This is a genomic window from Pseudomonas sp. LAMO17WK12:I10, from assembly GCF_900215185.1.
GTDB lineage: Bacteria > Pseudomonadota > Gammaproteobacteria > Pseudomonadales > Pseudomonadaceae > Aquipseudomonas > Aquipseudomonas chlororaphis.
Window position 1 is genome coordinate 102,578 of the sequence record NZ_OBDX01000006.1, and the last position, 26,328, is coordinate 128,905.

General features: G+C 62.0%; 21 protein-coding genes. 12 read left to right on the forward strand and 9 right to left on the reverse strand.

The genetic code is table 11. The features are described from left to right. Positions 1-55 precede the first annotated feature (55 nt). Both CRO75_RS09365 and CRO75_RS09370 read right to left on the reverse strand, forming a co-directional pair. Positions 56-358: a DUF6482 family protein gene (locus tag CRO75_RS09365; RefSeq protein WP_009045713.1), complete on the reverse strand. Its 303-nt coding sequence runs from the start codon at positions 356-358 to the stop codon at positions 56-58. A gap of 135 nt (positions 359-493) precedes the next feature. After that, on the reverse strand, positions 494-982 hold the full coding sequence (locus CRO75_RS09370) for a TIGR00645 family protein (protein ID WP_062824539.1): 489 nt from the start codon (positions 980-982) through the stop codon (positions 494-496). A 159-nt stretch (positions 983-1,141) separates the two neighbouring features. On the opposite strand from CRO75_RS09370, the gene CRO75_RS09375 reads away from it, so the two are divergent. Beyond that, positions 1,142-2,974 (forward strand): hypothetical protein, encoded by a 1,833-nt coding sequence (locus CRO75_RS09375; RefSeq protein ID WP_097135064.1) that lies wholly within the window; start codon positions 1,142-1,144, stop codon positions 2,972-2,974. Between the two features lie 32 nt (positions 2,975-3,006). Here the strand turns inward: CRO75_RS09375 and CRO75_RS09380 are convergent, their stop codons facing one another. Beyond that, complete coding sequence (locus tag CRO75_RS09380; protein ID WP_007924756.1) at positions 3,007-3,318, reverse strand: hypothetical protein; 312 nt, start codon at positions 3,316-3,318, stop codon at positions 3,007-3,009. Positions 3,319-3,528: 210 nt separating this feature from the next. Next, entirely contained in the window at positions 3,529-5,967 is a 2,439-nt protein-coding gene (locus tag CRO75_RS09385; RefSeq protein ID WP_009045716.1) for an ATP-binding protein, read from the reverse strand. Between the two features lie 271 nt (positions 5,968-6,238). Between CRO75_RS09385 and CRO75_RS09390 the strand changes: the two genes are divergently transcribed. The 4 genes from CRO75_RS09390 (at position 6,239) to CRO75_RS09405 (ending at position 9,693) form a co-directional block, all read left to right on the forward strand. Further along, positions 6,239-6,727: a DUF3015 domain-containing protein gene (locus tag CRO75_RS09390; RefSeq protein WP_007924760.1), complete on the forward strand. Its 489-nt coding sequence runs from the start codon at positions 6,239-6,241 to the stop codon at positions 6,725-6,727. Between the two features lie 94 nt (positions 6,728-6,821). After that, positions 6,822-8,675 carry a DUF4105 domain-containing protein gene (locus CRO75_RS09395; protein ID WP_097135065.1) on the forward strand — a complete coding sequence of 618 codons (1,854 nt, stop codon included), beginning with the start codon at positions 6,822-6,824 and terminating at the stop codon, positions 8,673-8,675. Positions 8,676-8,769: 94 nt separating this feature from the next. Next, the gene (locus CRO75_RS09400; RefSeq protein ID WP_009045718.1) at positions 8,770-9,126 is read left to right on the forward strand and encodes a hypothetical protein; all 357 of its coding nucleotides are present in this window, start codon (positions 8,770-8,772) and stop codon (positions 9,124-9,126) included. A 72-nt stretch (positions 9,127-9,198) separates the two neighbouring features. Further along, the gene (locus CRO75_RS09405) at positions 9,199-9,693 is read left to right on the forward strand and encodes a GreA/GreB family elongation factor (protein WP_097135066.1); all 495 of its coding nucleotides are present in this window, start codon (positions 9,199-9,201) and stop codon (positions 9,691-9,693) included. On the opposite strand, the gene gdhA is transcribed toward CRO75_RS09405, so the two are convergent. Beyond that, the gene (gdhA, locus tag CRO75_RS09410; RefSeq protein ID WP_062824535.1) at positions 9,690-11,027 is read right to left on the reverse strand and encodes an NADP-specific glutamate dehydrogenase; all 1,338 of its coding nucleotides are present in this window, start codon (positions 11,025-11,027) and stop codon (positions 9,690-9,692) included. The genes CRO75_RS09405 and gdhA overlap by 4 nt on opposite strands. Before the next feature lie 262 nt (positions 11,028-11,289). Further along, positions 11,290-12,954 carry an energy-dependent translational throttle protein EttA gene (gene ettA / locus CRO75_RS09415; RefSeq protein ID WP_023969433.1) on the reverse strand — a complete coding sequence of 555 codons (1,665 nt, stop codon included), beginning with the start codon at positions 12,952-12,954 and terminating at the stop codon, positions 11,290-11,292. Between the two features lie 285 nt (positions 12,955-13,239). Between ettA and CRO75_RS09420 the strand changes: the two genes are divergently transcribed. The 5 genes from CRO75_RS09420 to CRO75_RS09445 all read left to right on the forward strand — a co-directional run bounded on the left by CRO75_RS09420 (position 13,240) and on the right by CRO75_RS09445 (position 21,762). Then, positions 13,240-17,079, forward strand: coding sequence for a bifunctional diguanylate cyclase/phosphodiesterase (locus CRO75_RS09420; RefSeq protein WP_097135067.1), 3,840 nt, complete (start codon positions 13,240-13,242; stop codon positions 17,077-17,079). 220 nt (positions 17,080-17,299) lie between these two features. After that, positions 17,300-18,553, forward strand: coding sequence for a serine hydroxymethyltransferase (gene glyA, locus CRO75_RS09425; protein ID WP_009045723.1), 1,254 nt, complete (start codon positions 17,300-17,302; stop codon positions 18,551-18,553). A gap of 352 nt (positions 18,554-18,905) precedes the next feature. Continuing rightward, positions 18,906-20,219 (forward strand): C4-dicarboxylate transporter DctA, encoded by a 1,314-nt coding sequence (locus CRO75_RS09435; protein ID WP_009045724.1) that lies wholly within the window; start codon positions 18,906-18,908, stop codon positions 20,217-20,219. 83 nt (positions 20,220-20,302) lie between these two features. Further along, positions 20,303-21,007, forward strand: a complete 705-nt coding sequence (locus CRO75_RS09440) for a FadR/GntR family transcriptional regulator (protein WP_097135069.1) — start codon at positions 20,303-20,305, stop codon at positions 21,005-21,007. Positions 21,008-21,051: 44 nt separating this feature from the next. Next, positions 21,052-21,762, forward strand: a complete 711-nt coding sequence (locus CRO75_RS09445; protein WP_097135070.1) for a GntR family transcriptional regulator — start codon at positions 21,052-21,054, stop codon at positions 21,760-21,762. 81 nt (positions 21,763-21,843) lie between these two features. On the opposite strand, the gene yjiA is transcribed toward CRO75_RS09445, so the two are convergent. The 3 genes from yjiA to CRO75_RS09460 form a co-directional block, all read right to left on the reverse strand. Next, positions 21,844-22,830, reverse strand: coding sequence for a GTPase (yjiA, locus tag CRO75_RS09450; protein ID WP_177409738.1), 987 nt, complete (start codon positions 22,828-22,830; stop codon positions 21,844-21,846). Positions 22,831-22,937: 107 nt separating this feature from the next. Continuing rightward, positions 22,938-23,135 (reverse strand): YbdD/YjiX family protein, encoded by a 198-nt coding sequence (locus tag CRO75_RS09455; protein WP_007930039.1) that lies wholly within the window; start codon positions 23,133-23,135, stop codon positions 22,938-22,940. 15 nt (positions 23,136-23,150) lie between these two features. Then, on the reverse strand, positions 23,151-25,217 hold the full coding sequence (locus CRO75_RS09460; protein WP_097135072.1) for a carbon starvation CstA family protein: 2,067 nt from the start codon (positions 25,215-25,217) through the stop codon (positions 23,151-23,153). A 210-nt stretch (positions 25,218-25,427) separates the two neighbouring features. Between CRO75_RS09460 and CRO75_RS09465 the strand changes: the two genes are divergently transcribed. Together CRO75_RS09465 and CRO75_RS09470 are read left to right on the forward strand one after the other, a co-directional pair. After that, a complete protein-coding gene (locus CRO75_RS09465; RefSeq protein ID WP_097135073.1) occupies positions 25,428-25,901 on the forward strand; it encodes an isoprenylcysteine carboxylmethyltransferase family protein in 474 nt (157 codons plus the stop codon). 53 nt (positions 25,902-25,954) lie between these two features. Continuing rightward, positions 25,955-26,323 (forward strand): PilZ domain-containing protein, encoded by a 369-nt coding sequence (locus CRO75_RS09470; protein WP_007930036.1) that lies wholly within the window; start codon positions 25,955-25,957, stop codon positions 26,321-26,323. Positions 26,324-26,328: the final 5 nt, after the last annotated feature.

Genomic DNA, 26,328 nt, shown 5'->3' on the forward strand with positions numbered 1-26,328 from the left:
AGGGCGAGCAGACTAGCACAGATGCCATGGCGATGATGAACGTGCGTCCCGCCTGTCAGGCCGAGCGGACGGCGAGGGGCACCCGCAGGCTGTCATCGGTACCGGCCGAGAGGCCGCACATCTCGTCATGCACTGAAGCATGGATCAGGTTGAAGGGCAGCTTGGGAAAGGCGTGCAACACTTCCCGGGCATGCTCCACCGAACGCAGATGCAACATCTGACCGTGGGCGTCGCTCAACGGATAGGCCGCCCCATGCATCCGCGCCTCGAGCAGATAGATGCCGCCCTCGAGGGAGATCAGGTTCAGCTCGTCGATTTTTCCGGCGACGGCATAAGCATTCAACTCGTGCAGGTTCATGAGTGCACCTCGCGCAGTTCAAGCCCTTGACCCTTACAGGGATATGCCTCGACCCGTAAAAGCACAAGCCACAAACGACACCGCCCGTCCGTTTCACAACGGCCGGGCGGCGCGGCTACAGCGGTGATCAGCCGATCAGTGCTTGGTCAGCTTGTCCAGGTAGCCCATGGCGAAGGCCGAAATCACGAAGGTCATGTGGATGATCACGTACCACATCAGGTACTGCGGCTCGATGTTCTTCGCATCCATGAATACCCGCAGCAGATGGATCGAGGAAATTGCCACGATGGACGCGGCCACCTTCATCTTCAGCGAAGAGGAGTCCATCTTGCCCAGCCAGTTGAGCTTTTCCTTGTCCTCGTCGATGTCCAACTGAGACACGAAGTTCTCGTAGCCGGAGATCATCACCATCACCAGCAAGCCGCCCACCAGCGCCATGTCGATCAACGACAGCAGCACCAGGATCAGATCGGACTCGGCCATGGTGAACACGTTGGGAATGACGTGGAAGACTTCCTGGAAGAACTTCAGGGCCAGGGCCAGCAGCCCCAACGACAGACCAAAGTAGATCGGCGCCAGCAGCCAGCGCGAGGCGTACATTGCATTCTCGATAAAACGTTCCATTGAATCTCACACAGGTCTGAAAACGGCGGCGAGTATATCAGCCGCCCAAAAGCCCATAAACCGCAACGAAATCCATTACCTGCGCCTCTGTCAAAGCGTTTTCTGCTAGTGTCGCAAGCACGTGAACAGCTCAATGACATCGGACAGGAAGCCTGGAGAATGGATTTGCGATTGCCTTTGGCGGGTACCGGCCTGTGTATCGCGGTACTGCTCAGCAGCGGCTGCTCGCCCAGCGACGAGAAGCAGCAAGTCAGCCTGGAACAGAAAACCGCACAGTTCGAACAATCCCTGGATGCTATCCAGGACCCCAAGCTCAAGGACGCCATCGCTGACCTGGGCGGTTCGCTCTTACTGCTCGAACGCGCGCAACTGCGGCTCCAGAACAAGCCCATCGAGACCGAATACGGCGATGACGCCCTGGCCCTGCTCCAGCACTACCCCAGCCCGCAGGCGCTGGTCGACACCTACCTCAACGGCCTGTTCGTACTGCGCAAGACCTCCAACTCCGATTACCTGACCGACCTGCAGCCGGTGTTTCCCTTCAACTTCAACATGCCGGCGCAATTCCCCTTCCCCCACGGCCTGGAATGGCAGTCCGTGACCCTGAGCAACGGCAAGGTCATCGCCTTCCAGCCCGAATGGTCGGAAACCGATCCCGGCATCCAGTTGAGCCCGTCCAGTTCCAACCTGACCAACCCGGATGACCTGACGGTGACCTACCCGTTCATCGAAGGCCTGGAAGTCGAAAACAAGAACCAGCCCCAACCCGTGACGCTGCAAGGCAAGGCCGAAGTGATCGCGCCACGTCAGGTCCTCACCTTCGAACTGGGCAAGGCCGATATCGGCAAGCAACGCAGCGACAAGAATGTCAGCGTGAAACTGTTGTCCCTGGACAAGAACAGCGCCGAAATCGAGTTGACCAACAGCGCCCCACTGTCGCCCGAACTCAGCGAGACGCCGCTCAACCCATTGCTGGTGCAGGCACGGGACACTACCGGGCAGATCCTTTCGCGCTCCGGGTCGATCAACGAAAACAGCCAACAGATCGCCTTCTACACCAAACAGCTCAGCGAAATGCAGAAACAGAAGGCCTGGAGCCAAGTGTTCGAGCAGCAACTTGAAAATGAGCGAAAAGCCTTCGAGCGCGAACAGCACAGCCATTACACCAAGGTGTATTTCAACGGCCTGATCGACAAGCTCGAAGTCAATGTGCTGGACTTCTCCGCAGCCACCATCACCCGCAAAGACCTCAATCTGCCGGTGCGACGCTTCGACCCTCTGACCACCGACAGCAAGATCCAGCCCCTGCCCATGCCGGTAGTGGTGTATGACGACCAGGCACCGAACTACCTCAAGGGCGCCAACCTCGACCAAGAAACCTTGAAGAAAAGCGTGGTCGTTCATCAATCCACCGAGGACGCCAGCGCGGCGCGGATCGAGTTCGACCACCCAAGAACCTTCAATGACGAGTTGCTGGGCACGTCCTTCTCCACCAGCGACAGCCCCGTGACCTTCTTCACCCAGAACGAAAACGGCAAACGTGGCGAGCCCATCGAACTGCCATCGGAGGCAGTCGAGGTCGATCCGATGCGCAGCTCGATCACTTACGACCTGACTCTGTTCCCGGAAACCCCGGCTTACGCCGTCGGTTCGATCCCGCTGTTCCTGGCCAGCATCGAGAAGAAAGCCCTGCCCGTCAGCCAGCTGCCCAAAGGCCTGGAGCTGCGGGGCAATGCGCTGATCGTCGACCAGCGCCAGTTCCCGTCCGAGGCCTGGCGCTTCTATGCCAAGGACGCCAGCGGCCAGTACCTGAAGGAGATTCTTGCGGTCAGCCATGAGGCGCCGGCAAGCGGCCCGGCCTTGTTCGACGTGCATTATTTCTATGGGCAGCCCACCGAGCTGGAAACCTACCAGCGCAGCGAACTCAACACCGTCGAATATGGCTTTGAGGTCAAGCTCGACAAGCTGGAGAACCCACCACCCGCCGAGTAGGACTCAGCGGTAGGGATTAACGGGAGATTACGTCAATGACGGCAGCGCTCGCCATTGATCTGCCGTAGTTGCGCCTGAAGGTGCAAGCACCAGATCTGCGGATCGTCGGCCAACTCATAACCATGGGTGGTCAGGCTTTCGACGATGGAATCAAGGATGGACTCGGCCACGCTGGGACCACAGAAAGGTCCCTGGGCCTTGATGGCCGAAGGTTGCTCGCCGGCCATTCCGGCCGCGAACAGTAGGGTCCACATTCCGTTATCTCCCGCCAGCGGGCGGATACTGCACTCGATACGGGTAACCAGGCCAAGACACTGGCGGGTAAGGCAGAGGTTGCGCGACATGGCGGCGACCCTCGGTAGATCCGGTATTCAGCCCTCATGTGAAGACTGTTTCGATCCAGTGACGACTGTCGTTCTCCTTGCCTGAGAATAGGAAGAAAAGCCTGAGAAGCAAAGTTGACCGGCTGAACAGGCGCCGAATGGTCTATTCGCGAAAGTTGACGCCAGCGGACCGGCGCCGCGACGAAGGCCAAGCCCTCGTCGCGGCAAGGCTCATGCCGGCTTGGTTTGCGCCAATGCCTCTTGCGCCTGCTCTTTTTCCGCTTCCTTTAGGTCCTCCTCGCTGACCATTTCAGCAATGACCCGCAGGCGCTCCACCACCCGCGCGTTGACGCTGCCTTCCGGGAACTGGCCATCCGCATCCGGCTCGCCCGCGGGCTCGCCGACCAGCAGGCTCAGGGCCTCGTCAGCCTGGCGCACGGCATACACGTGGAATTGCCCGGCGCGGACCGCCGCCAGCACCTTCTCATCGAGCATCAGGGTGGCGACGTTGGCGTGAGGAATGATCGCACCTTGCTCGCCCGTCAGGCCCCGAGCTTCGCAGAGACGGAAGAAGCCTTCGATCTTCTCGTTGACCCCGCCAACCGCCTGCACTTCGCCGAACTGGTTGATCGATCCGGTAATGGCAAAGCATTGCTTGAGCGGGGTTTTCGACAAGGCCGAGATCAGCGTGCACGCCTCGCCCAGCGACGCACTGTCGCCATCGACGTAACCGTAGGATTGCTCCAGCGCGATGCTCGCCGAGATCGCCAGGGGGAATTCCTGGGCGTAACGACTGCCCAGGTAGCCGGTGAGAATCATCACGCCCTTGGAGTGAATCGGCTGGCCGAGATTGACCTCGCGCTCGATGTCGACGATACCGCTGCCCCCCGGGTAGACCGTGGCGGAAATCCGCGCCGGCACGCCAAAGGCCGAATCGCCCACTTCCAGCACGGTCAGTCCGTTGCACTTGCCCACGGCGGCGCCATCGGTGTCGATCAGGATGATCCCCGCCAGCATGTCGTCGAGAATCCGCGCCGAAACCCGCCCGGTACGGGTGGCCTTGGCTTTGAGTGCCCGTTCGATATGCCCGGCATCGGTCATCTCGTCCGAGGCCAGGTGACGGATGAAGTCCGCCTCGCTGACCAGCTGGAACAGATCGCCAATACGCGCCGACAAGCGCCCCTGGTGCTCCGCCAGCCGGGCGCTGTAGGTCGCCAGGCGCGCCACCGCGTCCGCGGTCAGCGGTGCCATGCCTTCTTCGGAAGTGCGGGTCTTCAGCAGCTGGGCGAACTGTTCGAGGCTCTCGTCCACCATCGGGATGTCTTCGTCGAAGTCCACCAGCACGCGAAACATTTCCTGGAAGTCCGGATCCAGGTCCTGCAGCGTGTAGTACAGCTGGCGGGCACCGATGATCACGACCTTGACCTGCAACGGGATGTGTTGCGGGGTCAGGGTCACGGTGGCCAGGCGCCCCAGTTCGCCCAGCGGCGACTCCATCTTCAGCTTGCGCGATTGCAGGGCCCGCTTGAGGGCATCCCAGACAAAGGGTTCGCTGAGCATCTTCTCGGCTTCGAGAATCAGGAAACCGCCGTTGGCCCGATGCAGGGCACCCGGACGCAACTGCCGGTAAGTGGTGTAGAGCGCGCCCTGATCGGTGCTGTATTCGATGCGGCCAAACAGGTTGTCGTAGGTCGGGTGCGGCTCGAACACCACCGGCGCGCCGCCATTGGCCGGGTGGCCGACCACCAGGCTCGGGCCGTACTGTTCTTCCAGCAGCTTGCGGGCCACAGCGTCGGTCTTGCTGTCGTCCACCAGTTGCTCGACCACGGTCTTGAGCAGGTACACCTGCATGGCTTGCAGGTAGCCGCATACACCGGCGTTTTCCGCGTACTTCTCGGACAGCGGCGCCAGCAGCGGCTGCAAGGCCAGGGTAATGGTTTCTTCGTTGAGGTGACGCAGTTGGTTGCTCGACTCGCGCTTCCACTGCGGCAGGCTCGCCAGCTCTTCGTTGAGACGCTCTTCCAGGGCGGAAATGTCCTCATGGAAACGCTCGCGATCGGCTTCGGGCAATTGCGCGAACTCGGCCTCGTCCAGCGCCTTGCCGTCGAGCATCGGGGTGAAGGCGATATTGCTGCTGTCGCGGTACAGCGCGACGTCCTTCTCCAGCGCCAGGCGCTCGATAACATCCAGGGCACGGTCGTAACGCTGGTTGAACGCGCGGTCGATGGCGCTTTTCTTCTGTTGATAGGACGGATGCTCGAAGACCGCCGGAAAGGTCGCCAGCAGATTGTCGATCAGGCCGTTGATGTCACTGATGAACGCACCCGCGGCCCCCGAAGGCAGCTCCAGCGCGCGAGGCTCGCGCGGCTCATCGAAATTGTTGACGTAGACCCAGTCGGACGGGGTCTGCAGACGTTTGCCTTCAGCCTTCAGGTAGCGTTTGACGAAAGAGAAGCGGCCAGTGCCGGGCTCGCCCATGACAAAGACGTTGTAACCGGGGCGTGGCATGGCCACACCGAACTGCAAGGCTTCGACCGCACGTTCCTGGCCAAGCACACCGCGAAAGGGCTCCAAATCATTGGTGGTCGAGAAGCTGAACTGTTCAGCGGAAAACGGACGGGTCAGCGCTTCGGGCGCTAGACGCAAGCTGGCAGCAACAGGATCAGGCATCGGGCTTCCTTACATCAGGCGGGGCAGATGGGGCATTCTGGCGCCGGGTACAGCGGCTGGCAAGGCGCTACGCAGCGAAAGCGGATAGATCCCTGGCCCTACGCAGACAGCATAAAAACCGTCTATTTCAAGGAATGTCATGCAAAAAAACACGGAACCCTTGGAATCTGCCTAAACTCCAAGCTGCGCGGCTGGACTAATAACCGGCCCACTGGCGCCGACATGGGCCAGAACCCTTGTCCATTGGTTTGCACACAAAGAGAACAAAGCTATGAAACGGATTCTTCTCGGTACTCTCTTCACCGCTGTTTCCATCAATGCAATGGCCCAAGCGCCAGGCGGTCCGGATTGTGGGTGGGGCAACCTGCTGTTCGAAGGACAGCGCGGCACTCCGGCTCACTTCCTGGCCTCCACCACCAACGGCACCTCCGGTAACGCGACCTTCGGTATGACTTCCGGCACCAACGGCTGCTCGACCAACAGTGCGCTGACTTACGGCGGCAAATCCTGGTTTGCCATGAATGGCATGATGAACGAGCTCTCCGAAGACATGGCCAAAGGTGAAGGCGAAGCGCTGACCACCTACGCCGTGGTCCTGGGCGTCGCTCCCGAAGACCGCGCGCACTTCGCCGCCGTCACCCACGAGCACTTCCAGCAGATCTTCAGCAAAGCCGACGTGACCGCGGAAGATGTGCACACCAACACCCTGGCCGTGCTGAAAAGCGATGCACGCCTGGCCAAGTACGCCACCCCGGCTTAATCTCGACCCGCCCGCTCTTTTCGAGGAGCGGGCTTTTGTTTTTCGGACATGACCCCTCCCGGGTCTTTGTTTTTTCCGACTCAAGTTGCCCACCATGCTCAAACGCCTTGCCTCCCTGGCGCTCTGTGTCTGCGCCCCGCTGTCCGCCGCGCCACACATCGACCACTCACGTTTGCAGCAACTGGCCAGCGATCCGTTCTGGATTTCCCTTGGCCACTACGAAACCGCCAAGCTCGGTGGCTGGCGCAGTTATGTCAGCGACCCGAAATTTTTCCTCGCCAAAGACGGCGCCGAACACCCCGACGCCGAACTCAAGGCCACCCTTGACGCGCTCTACGCCCCCGCCGGCAGCGGCAACCAGCATGCTCAATGCGTGTACCCCGCCCGCACCCGCTGGCTCAAGGCCCAGTTGAGCCTGAACGATCTGCCGGCGGTGGACTGCAATGAGTTCAACCAGTGGTTCAAGGACGTCTCGCCCCACAGCACGGTGATGATTTTCCCGGCGGCCTACCTGAACAGCCCGTCGTCGATGTTCGGCCATACCCTGCTGCGCATCGACCAGGCCGACGTACAAAGCAACCACACCGCCCTGCTCAGCTACGCGATCAACTTCGGCGCCTACATCGAAGGCTCGGACAACAGCATTCTCTATGCCTGGAAAGGCCTGATGGGTGGCTATCCCGGCCTGTTCGCCCTGGTGCCCTACCAGGAGAAGCTCTCGGAATACCGTAGCCTGGAAAACCGCGACCTGTGGGAATACCGGCTGAACCTGACCCAGGCCGAAACCGAACGCATGGTCGAGCACGTCTGGGAACTGAAGCAGATCAAGTTCGACTACTTCTTCTTCGACGAGAACTGCTCCTACCGCTTGCTCGAGCTGCTGCAAGTAGCCCGTCCGAGCCTGCGCCTGACCGGGCAATTCCCGTTGACGGCGATTCCTACCGACACCGTCAAGGCGGTGAAGGAAGCCGGCCTGGTGGAGAAGATCGAGTACCGCCCGTCCCGCGAACGTGAGCTGCTCGAGCGCGCCAAGCCGTTGAGCAGCGACGAACAGCAATGGGTGCTGAAGGTCAGCGCCGACCAGCAACAGCTGCAGGAGCCCGCCTTCAAGGCCCTGCCACGGGACCGCCAGGCGTTGATCATCGATGCGGCCTATCGCCTTGAGCGCTACCGGGCCAACGGCCAGGAGCGCGATCCGCAACGGGCGCAGCGCAGTTTCGAGCTGTTGCGGGCGATCAATCGCAACCCGCCGCCCGAACTGTCCATCGAGCGCCCTGGCCTGCCGGAAGACGGCCATGAATCGCGCACCTGGCAGGTCGGCGTGGGCACCCGCGGTGACCAGGCCTTTGGCGAATACGGGCTGCGCATGGCCTATCACGACCTCAATGACAACGCCGAAGGTTTCCCCTTGGGCGCACAGATCGAAATCCTGCAAATGAAACTGCGCCAGTACGAAGGCAACCACTGGCAGCTGCAGCAACTGGACCTGGCGACCATCCGTTCGCTGACGCCGCGTAACGAACTGCTGCAACCTTGGTCCTGGCAGGTCACCGGCGGCCTGGAGCGGGTGCCGGGCAAACACGACGATGAAACCCTGGTCAGCCATGTCAACGGTGGCGGTGGCGGCACCTGGCAGCTCAGCGAGAACATGCTCGGCTTCGCCCTGGGCACCGTGCGCGTCGAGCACAACGCCGATTTCGCCGGCTTCATCACCCCGGCGGCCGGCTTCAACACCGGCCTGCTGTGGAAAAACCCGTTGGGCAACTTCAGCGTCGAAGCCAAGGGCGATTACTTCACCAATGGCGAGGTGCGTCGCAGCCTGAGCCTCAACCAGCAATGGGAGCTGTCGCGCAACCTGGGCCTGCGCCTGAGCGCCCAGCGCGAGTTCAGCCACCTGGCCACGGCGGAAAACGAGGTGATGCTGGAACTGAAGTGGTACCACTACTGACGCCCGGTAGCATTCTTACCGCGCTTTCACAGACCACTGACGAATCCCCTTCTAGACTTTCTCTATCAGCCGTTCAGCGGCGTGGGAGTCAGAGATGTGGCGGTATGCGGTAGTGGCAGCGTTGCTGGCGTTGATGACCGGTTGTGAGACGACCCACGAGCAGTTGCTCAAGCAGGGTTATCCACCGGCCTTCGCCGACGGCTTCGATGATGGCTGCGCCAGCGGTCGCCAGGCCGCCGGGGCGATCAACGGCGAATTTCGCAAGAACGTGCCGCGCTACCTCAAGGACCCGCAATACGCCGAGGGCTGGAGCGACGGCTTTCGCCAGTGCCAGGCCATGCTGGAAAACCAGGACCGCAACGATTATCGGGAACGTCACTGGGACGAACGCGAACGCGCCTGGCAAGAAGAAAAAGACCGCGACGCCGCGCGAGCCTATCGCTCACAGTAAGTCGCTTTCAGGCATGGCCCGAAACCAAAAGGCTGCGACCATGGCCCAAACCTCCATTACGGGAAAACGCCCATGAGCCGAGCCTTCGTCAATGAGGAACTGACTGCCGCCCAGGCCGACCAACCAGTGGAACGGCAGATCAGCACGCAGCCCAACTACGTCACCCCGCAGGGCCTGAGCGAACTGCAAGCCAAGGTCGCGTTCCTGCAAACCCGGCACAACGAACAATCGGCGCTGGGCGACCAGGCGGACCCACAGCAGCTGGCCGATATCGAGCGCGATCTGCGCTACTTCAACCAGCGCCTGCAAAGCGCCCAGGTGGTTCCCCAGGCGACATCGCGGTCGAAAGTGCAGATCGGCAGCCGGGTCATCTTCGCCGACGAGCACGGCACCGAGCAGTGTGTGCAACTGGTGGGAGAGGATCAGGCCGATGTCGCCAAGGGCCTGATCAATTGGGGCTCGCCGCTGGGCCGGGCGCTGCTGGGCACCCAGCTTGGCGATGAAGTACTGTGGCAGCGGCCGGCGGGTGATCAACTGATCGAGGTGATCCGCATCGACCCGGCTTAAACCACGCCCTGGGCCAGCATGGCATCGGCGACCTTGACGAAGCCGGCGATGTTCGCCCCTTTGACGTAGTTGATCCGGCCGTTTTCTTCGCCGTAATGCACACAGGCGTGATGGATCGACTGCATGATGCCGTGCAGCTTGCTGTCCACCTCGCCGGCGCTCCACAGCAGGCGCATGGCGTTCTGCGACATCTCCAGCCCGCTGACCGCCACGCCACCGGCATTGGACGCCTTGCCCGGGGCGAACAGAATGCCGGCCTCGATAAAGATATCCACAGCCTCCAGAGTGGTCGGCATGTTCGCCCCTTCAGCCACGCACATGCAGCCATTGCGCAGCAGCGTGCGTGCCGACTCGGCGTCCAGTTCGTTCTGGGTGGCGCACGGCAGCGCGATGTCGCACGGCAGCGCCCAGGGGTGCTGGCCGGCAAGGAACTCGAGGTTGAACCGCGTCGCCAGCTCGCTGATGCGCCCACGCTTGACGTTCTTCAGTTCCAGCACCGCCTGCCATTGCTCCTCGGTCAGCCCGGCCTCGCAGTACAGCGTGCCTTCGGAGTCCGACAGGGAGATCACCTTGCCGCCCAGGTCCATGACCTTGCGCGCGGCGTATTGCGCCACGTTGCCGGAGCCGGAAATCGCCACGCGCTTGCCCTCCACCCGCTCGTCACGGCGCTTGAGCATTTCTTCGGCGAAGTACACGCAGCCGAAGCCGGTGGCCTCCGGGCGGATCAGGCTGCCGCCGTAACTCATGCCCTTGCCGGTCAGCACCGAAGTGAACTGATTGCTCAGGCGCTTGTACTGGCCGAACAGGAAGCCGATTTCCCGGGCACCCACGCCGATATCCCCCGCTGGCACGTCCACGTCTGAACCGATATGGCGATACAGCTCGCTCATGAAGGCCTGGCAGAAGCGCATCACTTCGGCGTCGCTCTTACCCTTCGGATCGAAGTCCGAGCCGCCTTTGCCGCCGCCCATAGGCAGCGAAGTCAGGGAATTCTTGAAAGTCTGCTCGAAGGCGAGGAATTTCAGCACCCCAAGATTGACCGAAGGGTGGAAGCGCAAACCGCCCTTGTATGGGCCGATAGCACTGTTCATCTGGATGCGGAACCCGCGATTGACCTGGACCTTACCCTGATCGTCGACCCACGACACACGAAACACCACCGCCCGCTCCGGCTCACAGATGCGCTCGAGAATGCCCGAGGTCAGGTAATGCGGGTTGGCCTCCAGGAACGGCCACAGGCTGCGCAGCACCTCTTCCACCGCCTGGTGGAATTCAGGCTGGTCCGGGTCGCGCTTTTTCAGGCGGGCGAGGAAGTCTTCGACGGATTCGATCATGGGAAAGTCTCGGCAAATTTATTGTCGTTAACGCAGATTTGCCCGGGACTTTAGCAACTCGAACAGCACCATGACAGCGCAAAATGTCGCAGTTATGAATTTAAATGGTGCAATTGATATAAATTTTTCGCCATTTCTGGCATTTCACGCACCATTCAGGGGACCAGAATCACCAGCAGCGCCCCATATTGGCGAGCCCAAAAAAACAGGCAAAAAAAACGGAGCCCGAAGGCTCCGTTTTCTTTCAGGCAACTTGCCCGGATCAGGCCAGTTTCTTGTAACGCACACGGTGCGGTTGGGCTGCCGCGTCGCCAAGGCGCTTCTTGCGATCGGCCTCGTACTCGGTGTAGTTGCCTTCGAAGAACACCGCTTGCGAGTCGTCTTCGTACGCCAGGATGTGGGTCGCGACACGGTCAAGGAACCACCGGTCGTGGGAGATCACAATGGCGGCGCCCGGGAAGTCCAGCAGGGCTTCTTCCAGGGAACGCAGGGTTTCGACGTCGAGGTCGTTGGACGGTTCATCGAGCAGCAGGACGTTACCGCCCTCTTTCAGGGTCAGGGCCAGGTGCAGACGGCCACGCTCACCACCGGACAGGTCCTTGACGAACTTCTGCTGGTCGCCGCCCTTGAAGTTGAAACGGCCGACGTAGGTACGCGACGGGATCTCGTAGTTGCCGATGCGGATCTGGTCGGAACCGTCGGAGATCTGCTGGAACACGGTCTTGCTGCCGTCCAGGTCCTCGCGGCTCTGGTCGACGCAGGCCAGTTGCACGGTTTCGCCGATTTCGATGCTGCCCGAGTCCGGCGTTTCCTTGCCCATCAGCATGCGGAACAGGGTGGACTTACCGGCACCGTTACCGCCGATCACGCCGACGATGGCGCCTTTTGGCATGGAGAACGACAGGTTGTCGATCAGCACGCGATCGCCGTAGCCCTTGGTGACGTTCTTGAACTCGATGACCTTGTCGCCCAGGCGCGGACCGGCCGGGATGTAGATCTCGTTGGTCTCGCTGCGCTTCTGGAATTCCTGCGATTGCATTTCTTCGAAGCGGGCCAGACGGGCCTTGGATTTCGACTGGCGAGCCTTGGCGCCCTTGCGCACCCACTCCAGCTCTTCCTTCATGGCCTTTTCATGGGCCGACTGCTGCTTGGATTCCTGGGCCAGACGATCGGACTTGGCTTCCAGCCAACCCGAATAGTTGCCCTCGTAAGGAATGCCGGCGCCGCGGTCGAGCTCGAGGATCCAACCGGCGACGTTGTCCAGGAAGTAACGGTCGTGCGTGATCGCAACCACGGTGCCCGGGAAGTCGTGGAGGAAGTGCTCCAGCCAGGCCACGGAATCGGCGTCCAGGTGGTTGGTCGGTTCGTCGAGCAGCAGCATGTCCGGGGCGGACAGCAGCAGGCGGCACAGGGCCACGCGACGCTTTTCACCACCGGACAGGTGTTCGACCTTGGCGTCCCAGGCCGGCAGGCGCAGCGCATCGGCGGCGACTTCCAGCTGGCGCTCCAGGTTGTGGCCATCGCTGGCCTGCAGGATCGCTTCGAGCTTGGCCTGTTCGGCGGCCAGCTTGTCGAAGTCGGCATCCGGATCGGCGTACGCCGCGTAGACCTCGTCCAGGCGCGCCTGGGCGTCCTTGATCACGCTGACCGCTTCCTCGACCACTTCACGCACGGTCTTGGTCGGATCCAGCTGAGGCTCCTGGGGCAGGTAGCCGATGTTCAGCTCGGGCATCGGACGGGCTTCGCCCTCGAACTCGGTGTCGACGCCGGCCATGATTTTCAGCAGGGTGGACTTACCCGAACCGTTGAGGCCCAGCACGCCGATCTTGGCGCCCGGGAAGAACGACAGAGAGATGTTTTTCAGGATTTCCCGCTTCGGCGGAACAACTTTTCCCAGCCGATGCATGGTGAAGACGTATTGAGCCATGATGAACCTAGCGTCAGTGACTGATGAATGGAGAGCGGGCGAAGCCCGGGCCAGGCCATGCGCGGCGCCGGCATTTGATCGCGATCAATGCCTGCGTACGGAAAAAGCCTGATTGTCTGGAGCTGGAGCGCTCCCGCGTAACCGGCAAAGCTACCTCAATGGCCGGGCAAGGTCCAGTCAGCCCGGACTGGCACTTTGCCACAACTCAAGGCATGCTAGCCGCCCTTCGGGCGTCCGGCTTATAGTGCACGTCGCGCCAGTCCAGCCAAACCGCAGGATCACAGTTTGTCCAATGCCACTCCGCCCTTTTCCCTGCGCGCACCTGCACCTGCGTCCGGCTCGCCCCTGCGCGGCACCGTGAAAGGCGTGCTGGCGACCCTGGTCCTGCTGCTGCTCGCCCTGCTGTTCTGGCAACTGCTCGACCAACTGCAACAGACCCGCAAAGACCAGCGTCAACATGCGATCGACTACAACGCCGACCTGGCCGAGCACATCAGCCTCAACCTGGCACTCAATGCGCAGATCGCCCTCAACCTGCTGCCGATCGTCGAGCCGCCACAGAATGCCGAACAGCAACAACTGCTGCTGAAAAAGCTGCAGCTGTCCCTGCCCGACCTGCAAAGCATCGCGCTGCTGGATGCCAAGGGCCAGCTCATCAGCGACAGTGGCGCCGACGGCCAGGACGCCGCATGGCTCGCCGAGCTGACCAGCCGCAGCCGAGGCCAGCGCTATTACTACAGCAACGCCACCAACGGCGCGCTGGTACAGCTGCTGTTGCACCAGCCCAGCGGCGCCCTCAAGAGTTACTGGGTGCTGCGCCTGGCACCGTCTTTCGTCCAGTCCCTGGAGCCCAGTCCCGACCAGGGCTTTCACCCGACCTGGGTCATTGAAAACCGCCTGAACCAGAAAACCCTCAGTCGCGACGACGGCAGCAGCACCGCGGTGAGCACCGACGACATCGCCAACAGCGTGCTGGTCGCGCCACTGGGCAATAGCGACTGGCAATTGCGCGGCCTGTTCGACGAGCGCGCGGTGATCGAGCAACTGTTGCCGGCGTTTATCGCCAAATGCCTGCTGGGGCTGGCGTTTTCCCTGCTGCCGGTGATCGCGTTGTTGAACATGCGCCGCCGCCAGCGTCAGTTGCACGAAGGGCGTCGGCGCTATCAGGATATTTTCGAAGGCACCGGGGTCGCTCTCTGTGTCCTGGATATCTCCGGGCTGCCAGCATTTCTCGACAAGGCGCAACTGCACGACAGCGAACAGCTCAAGGCCTGGCTGGAGCACAACCCACAGCAGCGCCAGCTGCTGCTTGAAGAACTGCGCGTCACCGAGGTCAATCAGGTGGCCCTGCGGCTGCTCAACGTCGACTCCTGCGAACAGGCCTGGAAACTGCTGATCGAAGGCAGCCCGCTCCACAGCAGCGCCATCGGCAACCAGCTGCTGGAGACCGTGATCAACCAGCACAAACAGCTGGAGCTGGAAATCCGCCTCAGCGACGCCCAGGGCCACGACCAGCATCTGTGGCTGGTCCTGCGCCTGCCGGAAGACCCCTGCGACTATCGCGCGGTGATCCTCAGCATCAGCGACATCACCAGCCGCAAGCTTATCGAGCTGTCGCTGCTGGAGCGCGAGGGTTTCTGGTCGGATGTGGTGCGCACCGTGCCGGACCACCTGTATGTGCAGGACGTCATCAGCCAGCGGATGATCTTCAGCAACCATCACCTGGGCCAGACCCTGGGCTACAACAAGACCGAACTGCACCAGATGGGCGAGTATTTCTGGGAAATCCTCCTGCACCCGGAAGACGCCGACCTCTATCACCGCCTGCGCCAGGAACAGCGGCATGCCGGCTACCTGCAGTTGCTGCAGTGCCATTTGCGCTTTCGCCACCGCAGCGGCCAATGGCGCTGTTTCGACATCCGCGAACAGGCCCTGGCGCGGGACAAGTACGACCAGGTCACGCGCATCATCGGCGTGGCCAAGGACATCACCGACCAGATCGAGGCCAGCGAATCCCTGCGCGACAGCGAACGACGCTATCGCATGCTCGCCGAAAGCATCAGCGACGTGATTTTCTCCACCGACAGTAAGATGGCCCTCAACTATGTCAGCCCCTCAGTGCAGTCGGTACTGGGTTATGACGCGGAGTGGATCTTCCAGAACGGCTGGCAATCGACCATCGCCAACCCGCAACAACTGACCGGCATCTACGCCCTGATGGAGCGGGTCAGCAAGGCCCTGGACAAACCCGAGCAACTGGCGCGATTGCGCAACCAGGTGCAGACCCAGTTGTTCCTGTTCGACTGCCTGCGGGCCGACGGGCGCAAGATTCCGATCGAGTTGCGCCTGGTGCTGGTATGGGACGAACACGGCGCTTTCGAAGGCGTGCTCGGGGTCGGCCGCGATATCAGCCAGCAGCGTCGCGCGGAAAAAGACCTGCGCATGGCGGCCACGGTATTCGAGCACTCGACCTCGGCGATCCTGATCACCGACCCGGCGGGCTACATCGTCCAGGCCAACGAAGCGTTCAGCCGGGTCAGTGGCTACGCGGTGTCCCAGGTGCTCGACCAGTTGCCGAACATGCTCACCGTCGACGAACAACAGGAAGCCCACCTGCGCTATGTGCTCAAGCAGTTGCACCAGCACAGCACCTGGGAAGGCGAGGTCTGGCTCAAGCGGCGCAACGGCGAGCACTACCCGGCCTGGGTCGGCATCACCGCGGTGCTCGATGATGAAGGCGACCTGGCCAGCTACGTGTGTTTCTTCACCGACATCAGCGAACGCAAGGCCAGCGAGCAGCGCATTCACCGCCTGGCCTACTACGACGCCCTGACCCACCTGCCCAACCGTACGCTGTTCCAGGACCGCCTGCACACCGCCCTGCAATCGGCGGAGCGGCAGAAGTCCTGGGTGGTGCTGATGTTCCTCGACCTGGACCGTTTCAAGCCGATCAACGACTCCCTGGGGCACGCCGCGGGCGACCGCATGCTCAAGGAAATGGCCACCCGCCTGCTCGATTGCGTCGACGATGACGACACCGTGGCGCGCATGGGCGGCGATGAGTTCACCCTGCTCCTGCAACCGCGGACCAGCCGCGAGATCGCCCTGAACCGGGCGATCCATGTTGCCGAACAGATTCTCGCCAGCCTGGTGAAGCCGTTCGTGCTCGAAGGCCGTGAGTTCTTCGTCACCGCCAGTATCGGCATCGCCCTGAGCCCGCAGGATGGCAACGAACTGAGCCAGCTGATGAAAAACGCCGACACCGCGATGTATCACGCCAAGGAGCGCGGCAAGAACAACTTCCAGTTCTACCAGGCCGACATGAACGCCAGCGCCCTGGAACGCCTGGAGCTGGAAAGCGACCTGCGCCACGCCCTGGAACAGCAGGAATTCATCCTCTACTACCAGCCGCAGTTCAGCGGCGACGGCAAGCGCCTGACCGGCGCCGAGGCCCTGCTGCGCTGGCGCCATCCGCGACGCGGGCTGGTACCGCCGGGGGACTTCATCCCGGTGCTCGAAGAACTGGGACTGGTGGTGGATGTCGGCGACTGGGTCATCAGCGAAGCCTGTCGCCAGCTTAAGGCGTGGCACCAGGCCAAGGTCCGGGTGCCGAAGGTCTCGGTGAACATCTCGGCCCGCCAGTTCTCCGATGGCCAGCTGGGCATGCGGATCGCCACCATCCTCAAGGACACCGGCCTGCCGCCGGCCTGCCTGGAGCTGGAACTGACCGAAAGTATCCTGATGCGCGAAGTCAGCGAGGCGATGCAGATCCTCGACGGCCTGAAGAACCTCGGCCTGAGCATCGCAGTCGACGACTTCGGCACCGGTTATTCATCGCTGAACTACCTCAAGCAGTTCCCCATCGATGTCTTGAAGATCGACCGCACCTTCGTCGACGGCCTGCCGTCCGGCGAGCAAGACGCGCAGATCGCCCGCGCCATCATCGCCATGGCCCACAGCCTGAACCTGGCAGTGATCGCCGAGGGTGTGGAAACCCATGAGCAACTGGACTTCCTGCGCGAACACGGCTGCGACGAAGTCCAGGGTTACCTGTTTGGCCGGCCGATGCCGGCCAACAGCTTCGAAGGGCAGTTCAGCAACGACGCGCTGTTCATGTTCGATTGATCAACCTCGCCTTCCCTGTAGCCGCTGCCGCAGGCTGCGATAAGGCCGAAGGCCTTCAGTGGCCTCAAGAGCAGATCGCAGCCTGCGGCAGCGGCTACAGGACTCAGCCTGGGCAACTCATGAACACCACTTGTCTGCGACATGATGTCCTTTCATATGCCATCTAAAACCCGTTGGGTTAGAATGCCCCCCTTTTCTGCCCCGATCCTTGAGGACCGCCATGTTCAGCCGTGATTTGACTATTGCCAAGTACGACGCCGATCTCTTTGCCGCCATGGAGCAAGAAGCTCAGCGCCAGGAAGAGCACATTGAGCTGATCGCTTCGGAAAACTACACCAGCCCTGCGGTGATGGAAGCTCAAGGCTCGGTGCTGACCAACAAATACGCCGAAGGTTACCCAGGCAAGCGTTACTACGGCGGCTGCGAATACGTAGACGTGGTTGAGCAGTTGGCCATCGACCGTGCCAAGGAACTGTTCGGCGCCGACTACGCCAACGTCCAGCCGCACGCCGGCTCGCAAGCCAACGCCGCCGTTTACCTGGCGCTGCTGTCGGCTGGCGACACCATCCTGGGCATGAGCCTGGCCCACGGCGGTCACCTGACCCACGGCGCCAGCGTTTCCTCCTCCGGCAAGCTGTACAACGCCATCCAGTACGGCATCGATGCCAACGGCCTGATCGACTACGACGAAGTCGAGCGCCTGGCGGTCGAGCACAAGCCGAAGATGATCGTGGCCGGTTTCTCTGCCTACTCGCAGATCCTGGACTTCCCACGTTTCCGCGCAATCGCCGACAAGGTCGGTGCCTACCTCTTTGTTGATATGGCTCACGTTGCGGGACTGGTCGCCGCTGGCGTCTACCCGAACCCGGTGCCTTTCGCCGACGTGGTAACCACCACCACCCACAAGACCCTGCGCGGTCCACGTGGCGGCCTGATCCTGGCTCGCGCCAACGCCGACATCGAGAAGAAGCTGAACTCCGCGGTATTCCCGGGCGCCCAGGGTGGCCCGCTGGAGCACGTGATCGCCGCCAAGGCCATCTGCTTCAAGGAAGCGCTGCAGCCTGAGTTCAAGGCCTACCAGCAACAAGTGGTGAAGAACGCCCAGGCCATGGCCGGCGTGTTCATCGAGCGCGGTTTCGACGTGGTTTCCGGCGGTACGCAGAACCACCTGTTCCTGCTGTCGCTGATCAAGCAGGAAATCTCCGGTAAAGACGCCGATGCCGCCCTGGGCAAGGCTTTCATCACCGTGAACAAGAACTCCGTGCCAAACGACCCACGCTCCCCGTTCGTCACCTCCGGCCTGCGCTTCGGTACTCCGGCCGTGACCACTCGTGGCTTCAAGGAAGCCGAGTGCAAGGAACTGGCGGGCTGGATCTGCGACATCCTGGCCGACCTGAACAACGAAGCGGTGATCGACGCCGTTCGTGAGAAAGTCAAAGCCATCTGCAAGAAGCTGCCGGTATACGGCGCTTAATTAGCAGACCGTTACCTGAAAAGCCCGGCCTTCGCGCCGGGCTTTTTTTCGTCCGCAAATTGCCTGGCCCGGGACCTGTAGCCGCTGCCGCAGGCTGCGATCGGCCACGTAGTGGTCGTGCTCTTGGGATCGCTGAAGGCCTTCGGCCTTATCGCAGCCTGCGGCAGCGGCTGCACAACCAGCACCACTGGTCAGACCGGTCATGCCAATTTTCGGATTTGCCCTTGTATTCGCGGGAAACTCGGGCATAGACTGCGCCTGCACTGGACATACCGGTAAGACCACAATAATTAAGTCCCGAATCTGATGCGCTCCGCGCACGGCAGCCGGGACACCGACCAGGATTCCCCTCATGCTCAGATGGTGCTCGCGTTCGATTTTCCTCCAGGTAGTCCTCGGACTGATGCTCGGCATCGTGTGCGGACTGACACTCCCCGAATACTCCTCGCAACTCAAGCCACTGGGCGATGCCTTTATCAAGCTGATCAAGATGCTGATCGGCCTGATCGTCTTCTGCGTGGTGGTCAGCGGCATCTCCGGCGCCGGCGACCTGAAAAAGGTCGGACGCATCGGGCTCAAATCGGTCATCTACTTCGAAGTCCTGACCACCATCGCCCTGGTGATCGGCCTGGTCTTCGCCTTCACCACCGGCATCGGCAGCGGCGCCAATATCCATCTGGAACAGCTGTCCGCCGCCGACATGGGCGACATCGCCCAACGCAGCCAGCACATGCACGGCACCTCCGAGTTCCTGATGGGGCTGATCCCCAACTCGGTACTGGGCGCCTTCGCCGAAAACAACATCCTGCAGGTGCTGCTGTTCTCCGTGCTGTTCGGCAGCGCGTTGAACCTGGTGGGCGAAGCCGCTTCCGGCATCTCGCGGCTGATCAACGAACTCAGCCACATCATCTTCCGCATCATGGGCATGATCGTGCGCCTGGCGCCGATCGGCGTGTTCGGCGCCATCGCCTTCACCACCAGCAAATACGGCCTGGATTCGCTGCAGCACCTGGGCAGCCTGGTGGGCCTGTTCTACCTGACCTGCTTCGCCTTCGTGGCGGTGATTCTCGGGCTGGTCATGCGCTGTTCCGGCCTGCGCATGCTGCCGTTCCTCAAATACCTGCGCGAAGAGCTGCTGATCGTCCTCGGCACCGCCTCCTCCGACGCCGTACTGCCACAGATCATGCGCAAACTGGAGCACCTGGGCATCGGCAGCTCCACGGTCGGCCTGGTCATCCCGACGGGTTATTCGTTCAACCTCGACGGGTTCTCGATCTACCTGACCCTAGCCATCGTCTTCATCGCCAATGCCACCGGTACGCCGCTGTCGATGTCCGACCTGCTGACCATCCTGCTGGTGTCGCTAATCACCTCCAAAGGCGCCCACGGGATTCCCGGTTCGGCGCTGGTAATCCTGGCCGCCACCCTGACGGCAATCCCGGCCATCCCGGTGGTGGGCCTGGTGCTGGTGCTGGCGGTGGACTGGTTCATGGGCATCGGCCGGGCGCTGACCAATCTGATCGGCAACTGCGTCGCCACCGTGGCGATCGCCCGCTGGGAAAAAGACATCGATATTCAACGGGCCAACAAAGTCCTGAGCGGCCAGCAGGGTTATGGTTTCCAGCCGCGAAAACCGCTGCCTGGCGCGCAGCAGCAGGAGTTCTGAGGCATGCCTTGTACCTCTCGCCGGCAGGCACAACAATCAGCGCCTGCCATGGGCCTCATCCGCCATATTCCAGGGAGTGAACAGTGATCACCTCGTCAACGGTTGTAAATTCAGTGGTAGAAAAGCTGCGGGCGGCCTTGGCCCGTGGCCAATGGCGCTCCGGCGACATGCTGCCGGGGCAACGTGAATTGGCCGAGCAACTGGGCATCAGCCGCCCGAGCCTGCGTGAGGCGGTGACTGTTCTGGAAACCCTGGGCCTGGTGCGCTCCATGCCCGGCAAAGGCGTGGTGGTGCTGGAGGCCAGCCTCAACGAACAACCGGCAACGGACAACGGCGTGGCGGGCGCCAGCCTCGAGGACGTGCTGCAACTGCGCTACACCCTCGAGCCGTTCATCGTCGGCCTGGTGGCGCAGTCCATCAGCAGCAAGGAAGTGGGCCAGTTGCGCCTGACCCTCATGGACATGCGCGAAGCCCTGGACGCCAACGACAGCGAAGCCGGAATGAACGCCTACATCGCCTTCCATGAAGAACTGTTCACCCTGACCTCCAACCCGATCTTCCAGAACGTGGTGCAGCAGACCAGCAACGCCCTCAAGCAGAGCGCGGAAATCCTGCGCAACTCGCCGGAGCACCTGGCCGAACGCCTGGAAGAAAACGAAGCGGTGGTCCGGGCGATCCGTAACAAGAACAGCGCGCTGGCCAGTGCTGAAATGCGCCGGCACATCCTCAGGGAAGGCCAGCGCATGGGCATCGAGCTGAACATCCCGGACGACCATCTGGGCAACTAAGCCGCACAACACTTTCGTATCGGTAACCGGACTGGAGACAGGCCATGGCCAGCTACGCCTTGAACAAACTTGCATTCCCCCTCCCCGCTGCCCTGCCACGGCGCCGCAGCGGCGAGAAAAAACTGCTGGTCGACGATGTCTACCCGCAGATTTTCGATGCCATTCTCGAACAACGCATCGCCCCCGCCAGCCGGTTCACTGAGGACAGCCTCGGCGAAGTGTTCGGGGTCAGTCGCAGCATCATTCGCCAGGTCTTGGCGCGTTTGTCCCACCAGCAGGTGATCATCCTGCGGCCCAACCACCGTCCCCAGGTGGCAGCACCGGACCATGAACAGACGCGGCAGATCCTGCACGCCCGACGCCTGACGGAAATCACCCTGGTCAGGCTCGCCTGCCAGCAATCGGCACCACGTAACCTGAAGCGTCTGCGGGAGCTGATCGCCGCTGAGCGCGATTGCATCGACCGCGGCTTGCGTGGCCCGGCGATCCGTCTGTCCGGCGAGTTCCACCTGCAATTGGCGGAAGTGGCTGGTAACGCGCCGCTGGCGCACTTCCTCGGCAGCCTGGTGCCGCTGACGTCACTGGCGATTGCCCACCATGAAACCCGCGCCTGCAGCCATTGCGCCTGGCAAGAGCACGCGGCGATTGTCGATGCCATCGAAGACGGTGATGTCAAGGCCGCGGTCGCCTTGATGACCGGGCACCTGGATCACCTGGAAGAAAGGTTGCTCAAGGCCAGCGCGGGTTCGCAGTAACCAGCGTTTCGCGAGCACGCTCGCTCCTGCGGACCGGAGCGGGCTTGTTCGCGATGACCTCGTGGCAAATGTGTAACGAAACTACTGCGCCGCCATCCGGGCGAACCCGGCACGGATCTTCTCTTCCGGCAGATCGTCGGCAATGAACACAATCACGCTCTCCCGTGTCTCGCCTTCGGTCCATTCGGTATCCCAGTCGAAACCGTACAGCTTGAGCACGCCCTGGAACACCAGGCGCCGTGGCTCGCCGGCAATGTTCAGCACACCCTTGTAGCGCAGCAGTTGCTTGCCGTGCTCTTCCAGCAGTTCGTTCATGAACTCGCTGAGCCGGTCGATATCCAGCGGCGCGTCGGTGCGCAGCACCAGGCTGGAAATACGATCGATGGAGGGCGCCTTGCTCACCGGACGCAGGCTGACTCCGCCACCCAGGTCGGCATTCAGGTTGAAGCCACGCACATCCAGCAGTTCGGCCAGGTCGATGCGGCCATGCTCGACCACACGGATCGGCGCACGGCGGTTGATCCGGGTCAGGCGCTCGCTCAGCGCGTTGAAGGTCTGCTCGTCCACCAGGTCGCGCTTGCTCACCAGCAAGCGGTCGGCAAAGCCGATCTGGGCCTGGGCGATGGTCTGGGTCAGGTGGTGCTCGGCGTGCTTGGCGTCCACCAGGGTGATGATGCCGTCGAGGATATAGCGCTCGCGTAGCTCTTCGTCGATGAAGAAGGTCTGGGCCACGGGCGCGGGGTCGGCCAGCCCGGTGCATTCGATCACCAGCCGGTCGAAGGTGATCTCGCCGCTGTCCAGCCGTTCCAGCAACAGGTACAGCGCCTTGGTCAGATCGGTGTGGATGGTGCAGCAGACGCAGCCATTGGACAGCGTCATCACTTGTACCGGCTCGTCGCCCAGCAACTGGGTGTCGATGCCGGCATCGCTGAATTCGTTTTCGATCACGGCGATTTTCAGGCCGTGCCCGGCCTTGAGCAGGTGACGCAGCAAGGTGGTCTTGCCGGCGCCGAGGAAGCCGCTGAGAACGGTGACGGGGATTGGGGCTAACAAAACGAAATCTCCCATGGGCAGAAAAGACTGTAGGAGCCGGGCCAGTCGGCGATAGCGTCCTGAAGATCGCTACCGCCGGCAAGCCGGGCTCCTACAGTGGGGTGTCGCTCAATGATCGTGCTTCAACAGCATTTTGGCCCGGCTTTGCCGCCGTACCGTGCTTCCTGGCGTTCCCGGAAGAACGCCTCGTACGACATCACCGGCTTGTCCGGGTGCTTGGTCTGCATATGCTCGACGTAGTTGTCGTAGTCGGGCATGCCGACCATCAGGCGCGCGGCCTGACCGAGGTATTTACCGAGGCGACTCAGGTCATTGAACACGATTGCAGTCCTCGATCAAGCATCTGGCAGTGCATGGAATGGCGATTCTTTATCCGTGCGTTCTTTTTTACCCCAGGCGGAAATACCCACCTTGAGTGCATAGAACAGGATGCTGAATACCACCAGCAGGAACAGCACCGTCAGCGTGGCGTTGGTGTAGGCGTTGAAGATCACGTGCTGCATCTGCGTGATGTCCTTGGCCGGCGCGAGGATCTGACCATTGGCCAGGGCATCGCTGTACTTCTTGGCCAGGGCCAGGAAACCGACTGCCGGGTTGGCGTCGAACAGCTTGATGAGGCCCGCGGTGGTGGTGCAGATCAGCAGCCAGGCGGCTGGCAGCAAGGTCACCCAGATGTAGCGTTGACGCTTCATCTTGATCAGCACCACGGTGCCGAGCATCAGCGCGATACCCGCCAGCATCTGGTTGGAGATGCCGAACAGCGGCCACAGGGTGTTGATGCCACCCAGCGGATCGATCACGCCCTGGTACAGCAGGTAACCCCAGAGGGCCACGCAGCCGGCGGTGGCGATCAGGTTGGCGGTCCAGGACTCGGTGCGTTTCAGTGCCGGCACGAAGGAACCCAGCAGGTCCTGCAGCATGAAACGACCGGCACGGGTACCGGCGTCCACCGCGGTCAGGATGAACAGCGCTTCGAACAGGATCGCGAAGTGGTACCAGAACGCCATGGTGTTCTCGCCCGGCAGCACCGTGTGCAGGATCTGCGCGATACCGACCGCCAGGGTCGGCGCACCGCCGGCACGAGCCAGGATGGTGGTTTCACCGATGTCCTTGGCCACCGCTTGCAGGGCGTCCGGAGTGATGGCGAAGCCCCAGCTGCTGACCGTCTGCGCCACAGTGACCACGTCACCGCCGACGATGGCCGCCGGGCTGTTCATGGCGAAGTACACGCCAGGCTCGATCACCGAAGCGGCAACCATCGCCATGATGGCCACGAAGGACTCCATCAGCATGCCGCCGTAACCGATGTAACGGGCGTTGGTTTCGTTATCCAGCAGCTTCGGCGTGGTCCCGGAAGAGATCAGCGCGTGGAAGCCGGACACCGCGCCACAGGCGATGGTGATGAACAGGAACGGGAACAGGCCGCCTTTCCAGACCGGGCCGGTGCCGTCGGTGAACTGGGTCAGCGCCGGCATTTTCAGCTCGGGCATGGTGATCAGGATGCCGATCGCCAGGGCGATGATGGTACCGATCTTGAGGAAGGTCGACAGGTAGTCGCGAGGCGCCAGGATCAGCCATACCGGCAGCACCGCGGCGACGAAACCGTAGCCGATCAGCATCCAGGTGATCTGTACGCCGGTGAAGCTGAAGGCCTTGGACCACACGGGATCCGCGGCAATCTGGCCCCCCAGCCAGATCGAGCCCAGCAGCAGGAGCACGCCGATGACGGAAATTTCACCGATGCGGCCCGGGCGGATGTAGCGCATGTAGACGCCCATGAACATCGCGATCGGGATGGTCGCCATCACCGTGAAGATGCCCCACGGGCTTTCGGCCAGGGCCTTGACCACGATCAGCGCCAGCACCGCGAGGATGATGATCATGATCAGGAAGCAGCCGAACAGCGCGATGGTCCCCGGGATCCGGCCCATTTCCTCACGAACCATGTCGCCCAGGGAACGGCCGTTGCGCCGGGTGGACATGAACAGGACCATGAAGTCCTGCACCGCCCCCGCCAGCACCACCCCGGCAATCAGCCAGAGCGTGCCGGGCAGGTAGCCCATCTGCGCCGCCAGTACCGGCCCCACCAGCGGGCCCGCGCCGGCGATGGCCGCGAAGTGGTGACCGAAGAGAATGTGCTTGTTGGTCGGAACGTAGTCCAGACCGTCGTTGTTGAGCACGGCGGGGGTGGCCCGGCGCGCATCGAGCTGCATCACGTTGTTAGCGATGAACAGGCTGTAGTAACGGTATGCGACCAGATAGATGGCCACGGCAGCGACCACGATCCACAAGGCGTTGATCGCCTCACCGCGGCGCAATGCCACTACGCCGAGGGCGCACGCTCCTACGATTGCCAGCACCAGCCAGGGTAAGTGGCGTAGCGGGCTATTATTATTTTTCATTTTATTATTCCAGCCAGGGTGGACAAGAAAGACAGCCATCCCGAGTTTAGCGCTACTGGCCCCAAAGGCCACCCCCCACGTTGGTCTAGAGCGTCCTTTTGAGTTTTTTCCTAGGTTTTGCACCGCCTCGGTGCAAGCGTTTGCGGAAGCACTGAACCACCCGAGCGAAAAAGCGGTCGCATCTTTAACGACTCGTCGCCTGGAGTGCCCATGCCCGCGCCGCCCAATAGGCCGCCGCTGTCACCGCCGCTGTCACCGCCGCTGCTGTATCTACTGTTCCTGGTGGCGGCGCTGTCGCTTGCCGACGGTGTGCCCTTGCCGATCCCGGTCAACGGCTGGCTGCGCACCCTGGCCCTGCTGTTGATTATCGGCGGCCAGGGCCTGTCGTTCAGGGCGATGTGGCGTCTCAGGCAACGGCACACCACCACCAGCAATGCCGGCGAACCCCGGCGTCTGCTGTGCGATGGTCCGTTCGCAATCTCGCGCAACCCCATCAATCTCGGCGACACCCTGGGTTACTGCGCCATCGCCCTGTTGCTCGGCAGCCTGTGGCCATGGCTGCTGTTGCCGCTGCTGATTTACCTGATGAACCTGACGGTGATCCGGCCGGACGAGCACCATCTGCTGGAGTTGTTCGGCGACCGCTACCGTGACTATTGCCGCAAGGTGCGCCGCTGGCTGTAGCGGGTTGGGCAAACCCGGGTCTATAGTCATTTCACCATGCAGGGGGGCTGCTCATGAGCGAACACCATTCCGATCGTCGCCGTTTCAAACGCATCGCCTTCGATGCCCGTACCGAACTGAGCCAGGGTCCTTATCGCTGGTCCGTGCAGTTGGTCGATCTCTCGCTCAGGGGCATGCTGATCCAGCGCCCCGATCCCTGGCTGGGGGACGAAAGCCAGCCGTTCGAAGCCGATATCCATTTGAGCGATGACGCCGAAGTACGCATGGACGTGCGACTGGCGCACGACGATCACGGTCAGTTGGGCTTCGTCTGCCTGCATATAGACCTGGAGTCGATCGAACATCTGCGCCGGCTGATCGAACTGAATCTCGCCGACCCGCAGGAGCTGGAGCGCGAGCTGGGGGCGCTGCTGGAGGTTTGAGCGCC

Coding starts and splice junctions, on each gene's coding strand:
- CRO75_RS09370 (WP_062824539.1), bottom strand. CDS start 982: ATGGAACGTTTTATCGAGAATGCAATGTACGCCTCGCGCTGGCTGCTG.
- CRO75_RS09385 (WP_009045716.1), bottom strand. CDS start 5,967: ATGCCTGATCCTGTTGCTGCCAGCTTGCGTCTAGCGCCCGAAGCGCTG.
- CRO75_RS09380 (WP_007924756.1), bottom strand. CDS start 3,318: ATGTCGCGCAACCTCTGCCTTACCCGCCAGTGTCTTGGCCTGGTTACC.
- ettA (WP_023969433.1), bottom strand. CDS start 12,954: ATGGCTCAATACGTCTTCACCATGCATCGGCTGGGAAAAGTTGTTCCG.
- CRO75_RS09435 (WP_009045724.1), top strand. CDS start 18,906: ATGCTCAGATGGTGCTCGCGTTCGATTTTCCTCCAGGTAGTCCTCGGA.
- CRO75_RS09395 (WP_097135065.1), top strand. CDS start 6,822: ATGCTCAAACGCCTTGCCTCCCTGGCGCTCTGTGTCTGCGCCCCGCTG.
- gdhA (WP_062824535.1), bottom strand. CDS start 11,027: ATGATCGAATCCGTCGAAGACTTCCTCGCCCGCCTGAAAAAGCGCGAC.
- CRO75_RS09400 (WP_009045718.1), top strand. CDS start 8,770: ATGTGGCGGTATGCGGTAGTGGCAGCGTTGCTGGCGTTGATGACCGGT.
- CRO75_RS09365 (WP_009045713.1), bottom strand. CDS start 358: ATGAACCTGCACGAGTTGAATGCTTATGCCGTCGCCGGAAAAATCGAC.
- CRO75_RS09390 (WP_007924760.1), top strand. CDS start 6,239: ATGAAACGGATTCTTCTCGGTACTCTCTTCACCGCTGTTTCCATCAAT.
- CRO75_RS09405 (WP_097135066.1), top strand. CDS start 9,199: ATGAGCCGAGCCTTCGTCAATGAGGAACTGACTGCCGCCCAGGCCGAC.
- CRO75_RS09470 (WP_007930036.1), top strand. CDS start 25,955: ATGAGCGAACACCATTCCGATCGTCGCCGTTTCAAACGCATCGCCTTC.
- glyA (WP_009045723.1), top strand. CDS start 17,300: ATGTTCAGCCGTGATTTGACTATTGCCAAGTACGACGCCGATCTCTTT.
- CRO75_RS09465 (WP_097135073.1), top strand. CDS start 25,428: ATGCCCGCGCCGCCCAATAGGCCGCCGCTGTCACCGCCGCTGTCACCG.
- CRO75_RS09460 (WP_097135072.1), bottom strand. CDS start 25,217: ATGAAAAATAATAATAGCCCGCTACGCCACTTACCCTGGCTGGTGCTG.
- CRO75_RS09445 (WP_097135070.1), top strand. CDS start 21,052: ATGGCCAGCTACGCCTTGAACAAACTTGCATTCCCCCTCCCCGCTGCC.
- yjiA (WP_177409738.1), bottom strand. CDS start 22,830: ATGGGAGATTTCGTTTTGTTAGCCCCAATCCCCGTCACCGTTCTCAGC.
- CRO75_RS09375 (WP_097135064.1), top strand. CDS start 1,142: ATGGATTTGCGATTGCCTTTGGCGGGTACCGGCCTGTGTATCGCGGTA.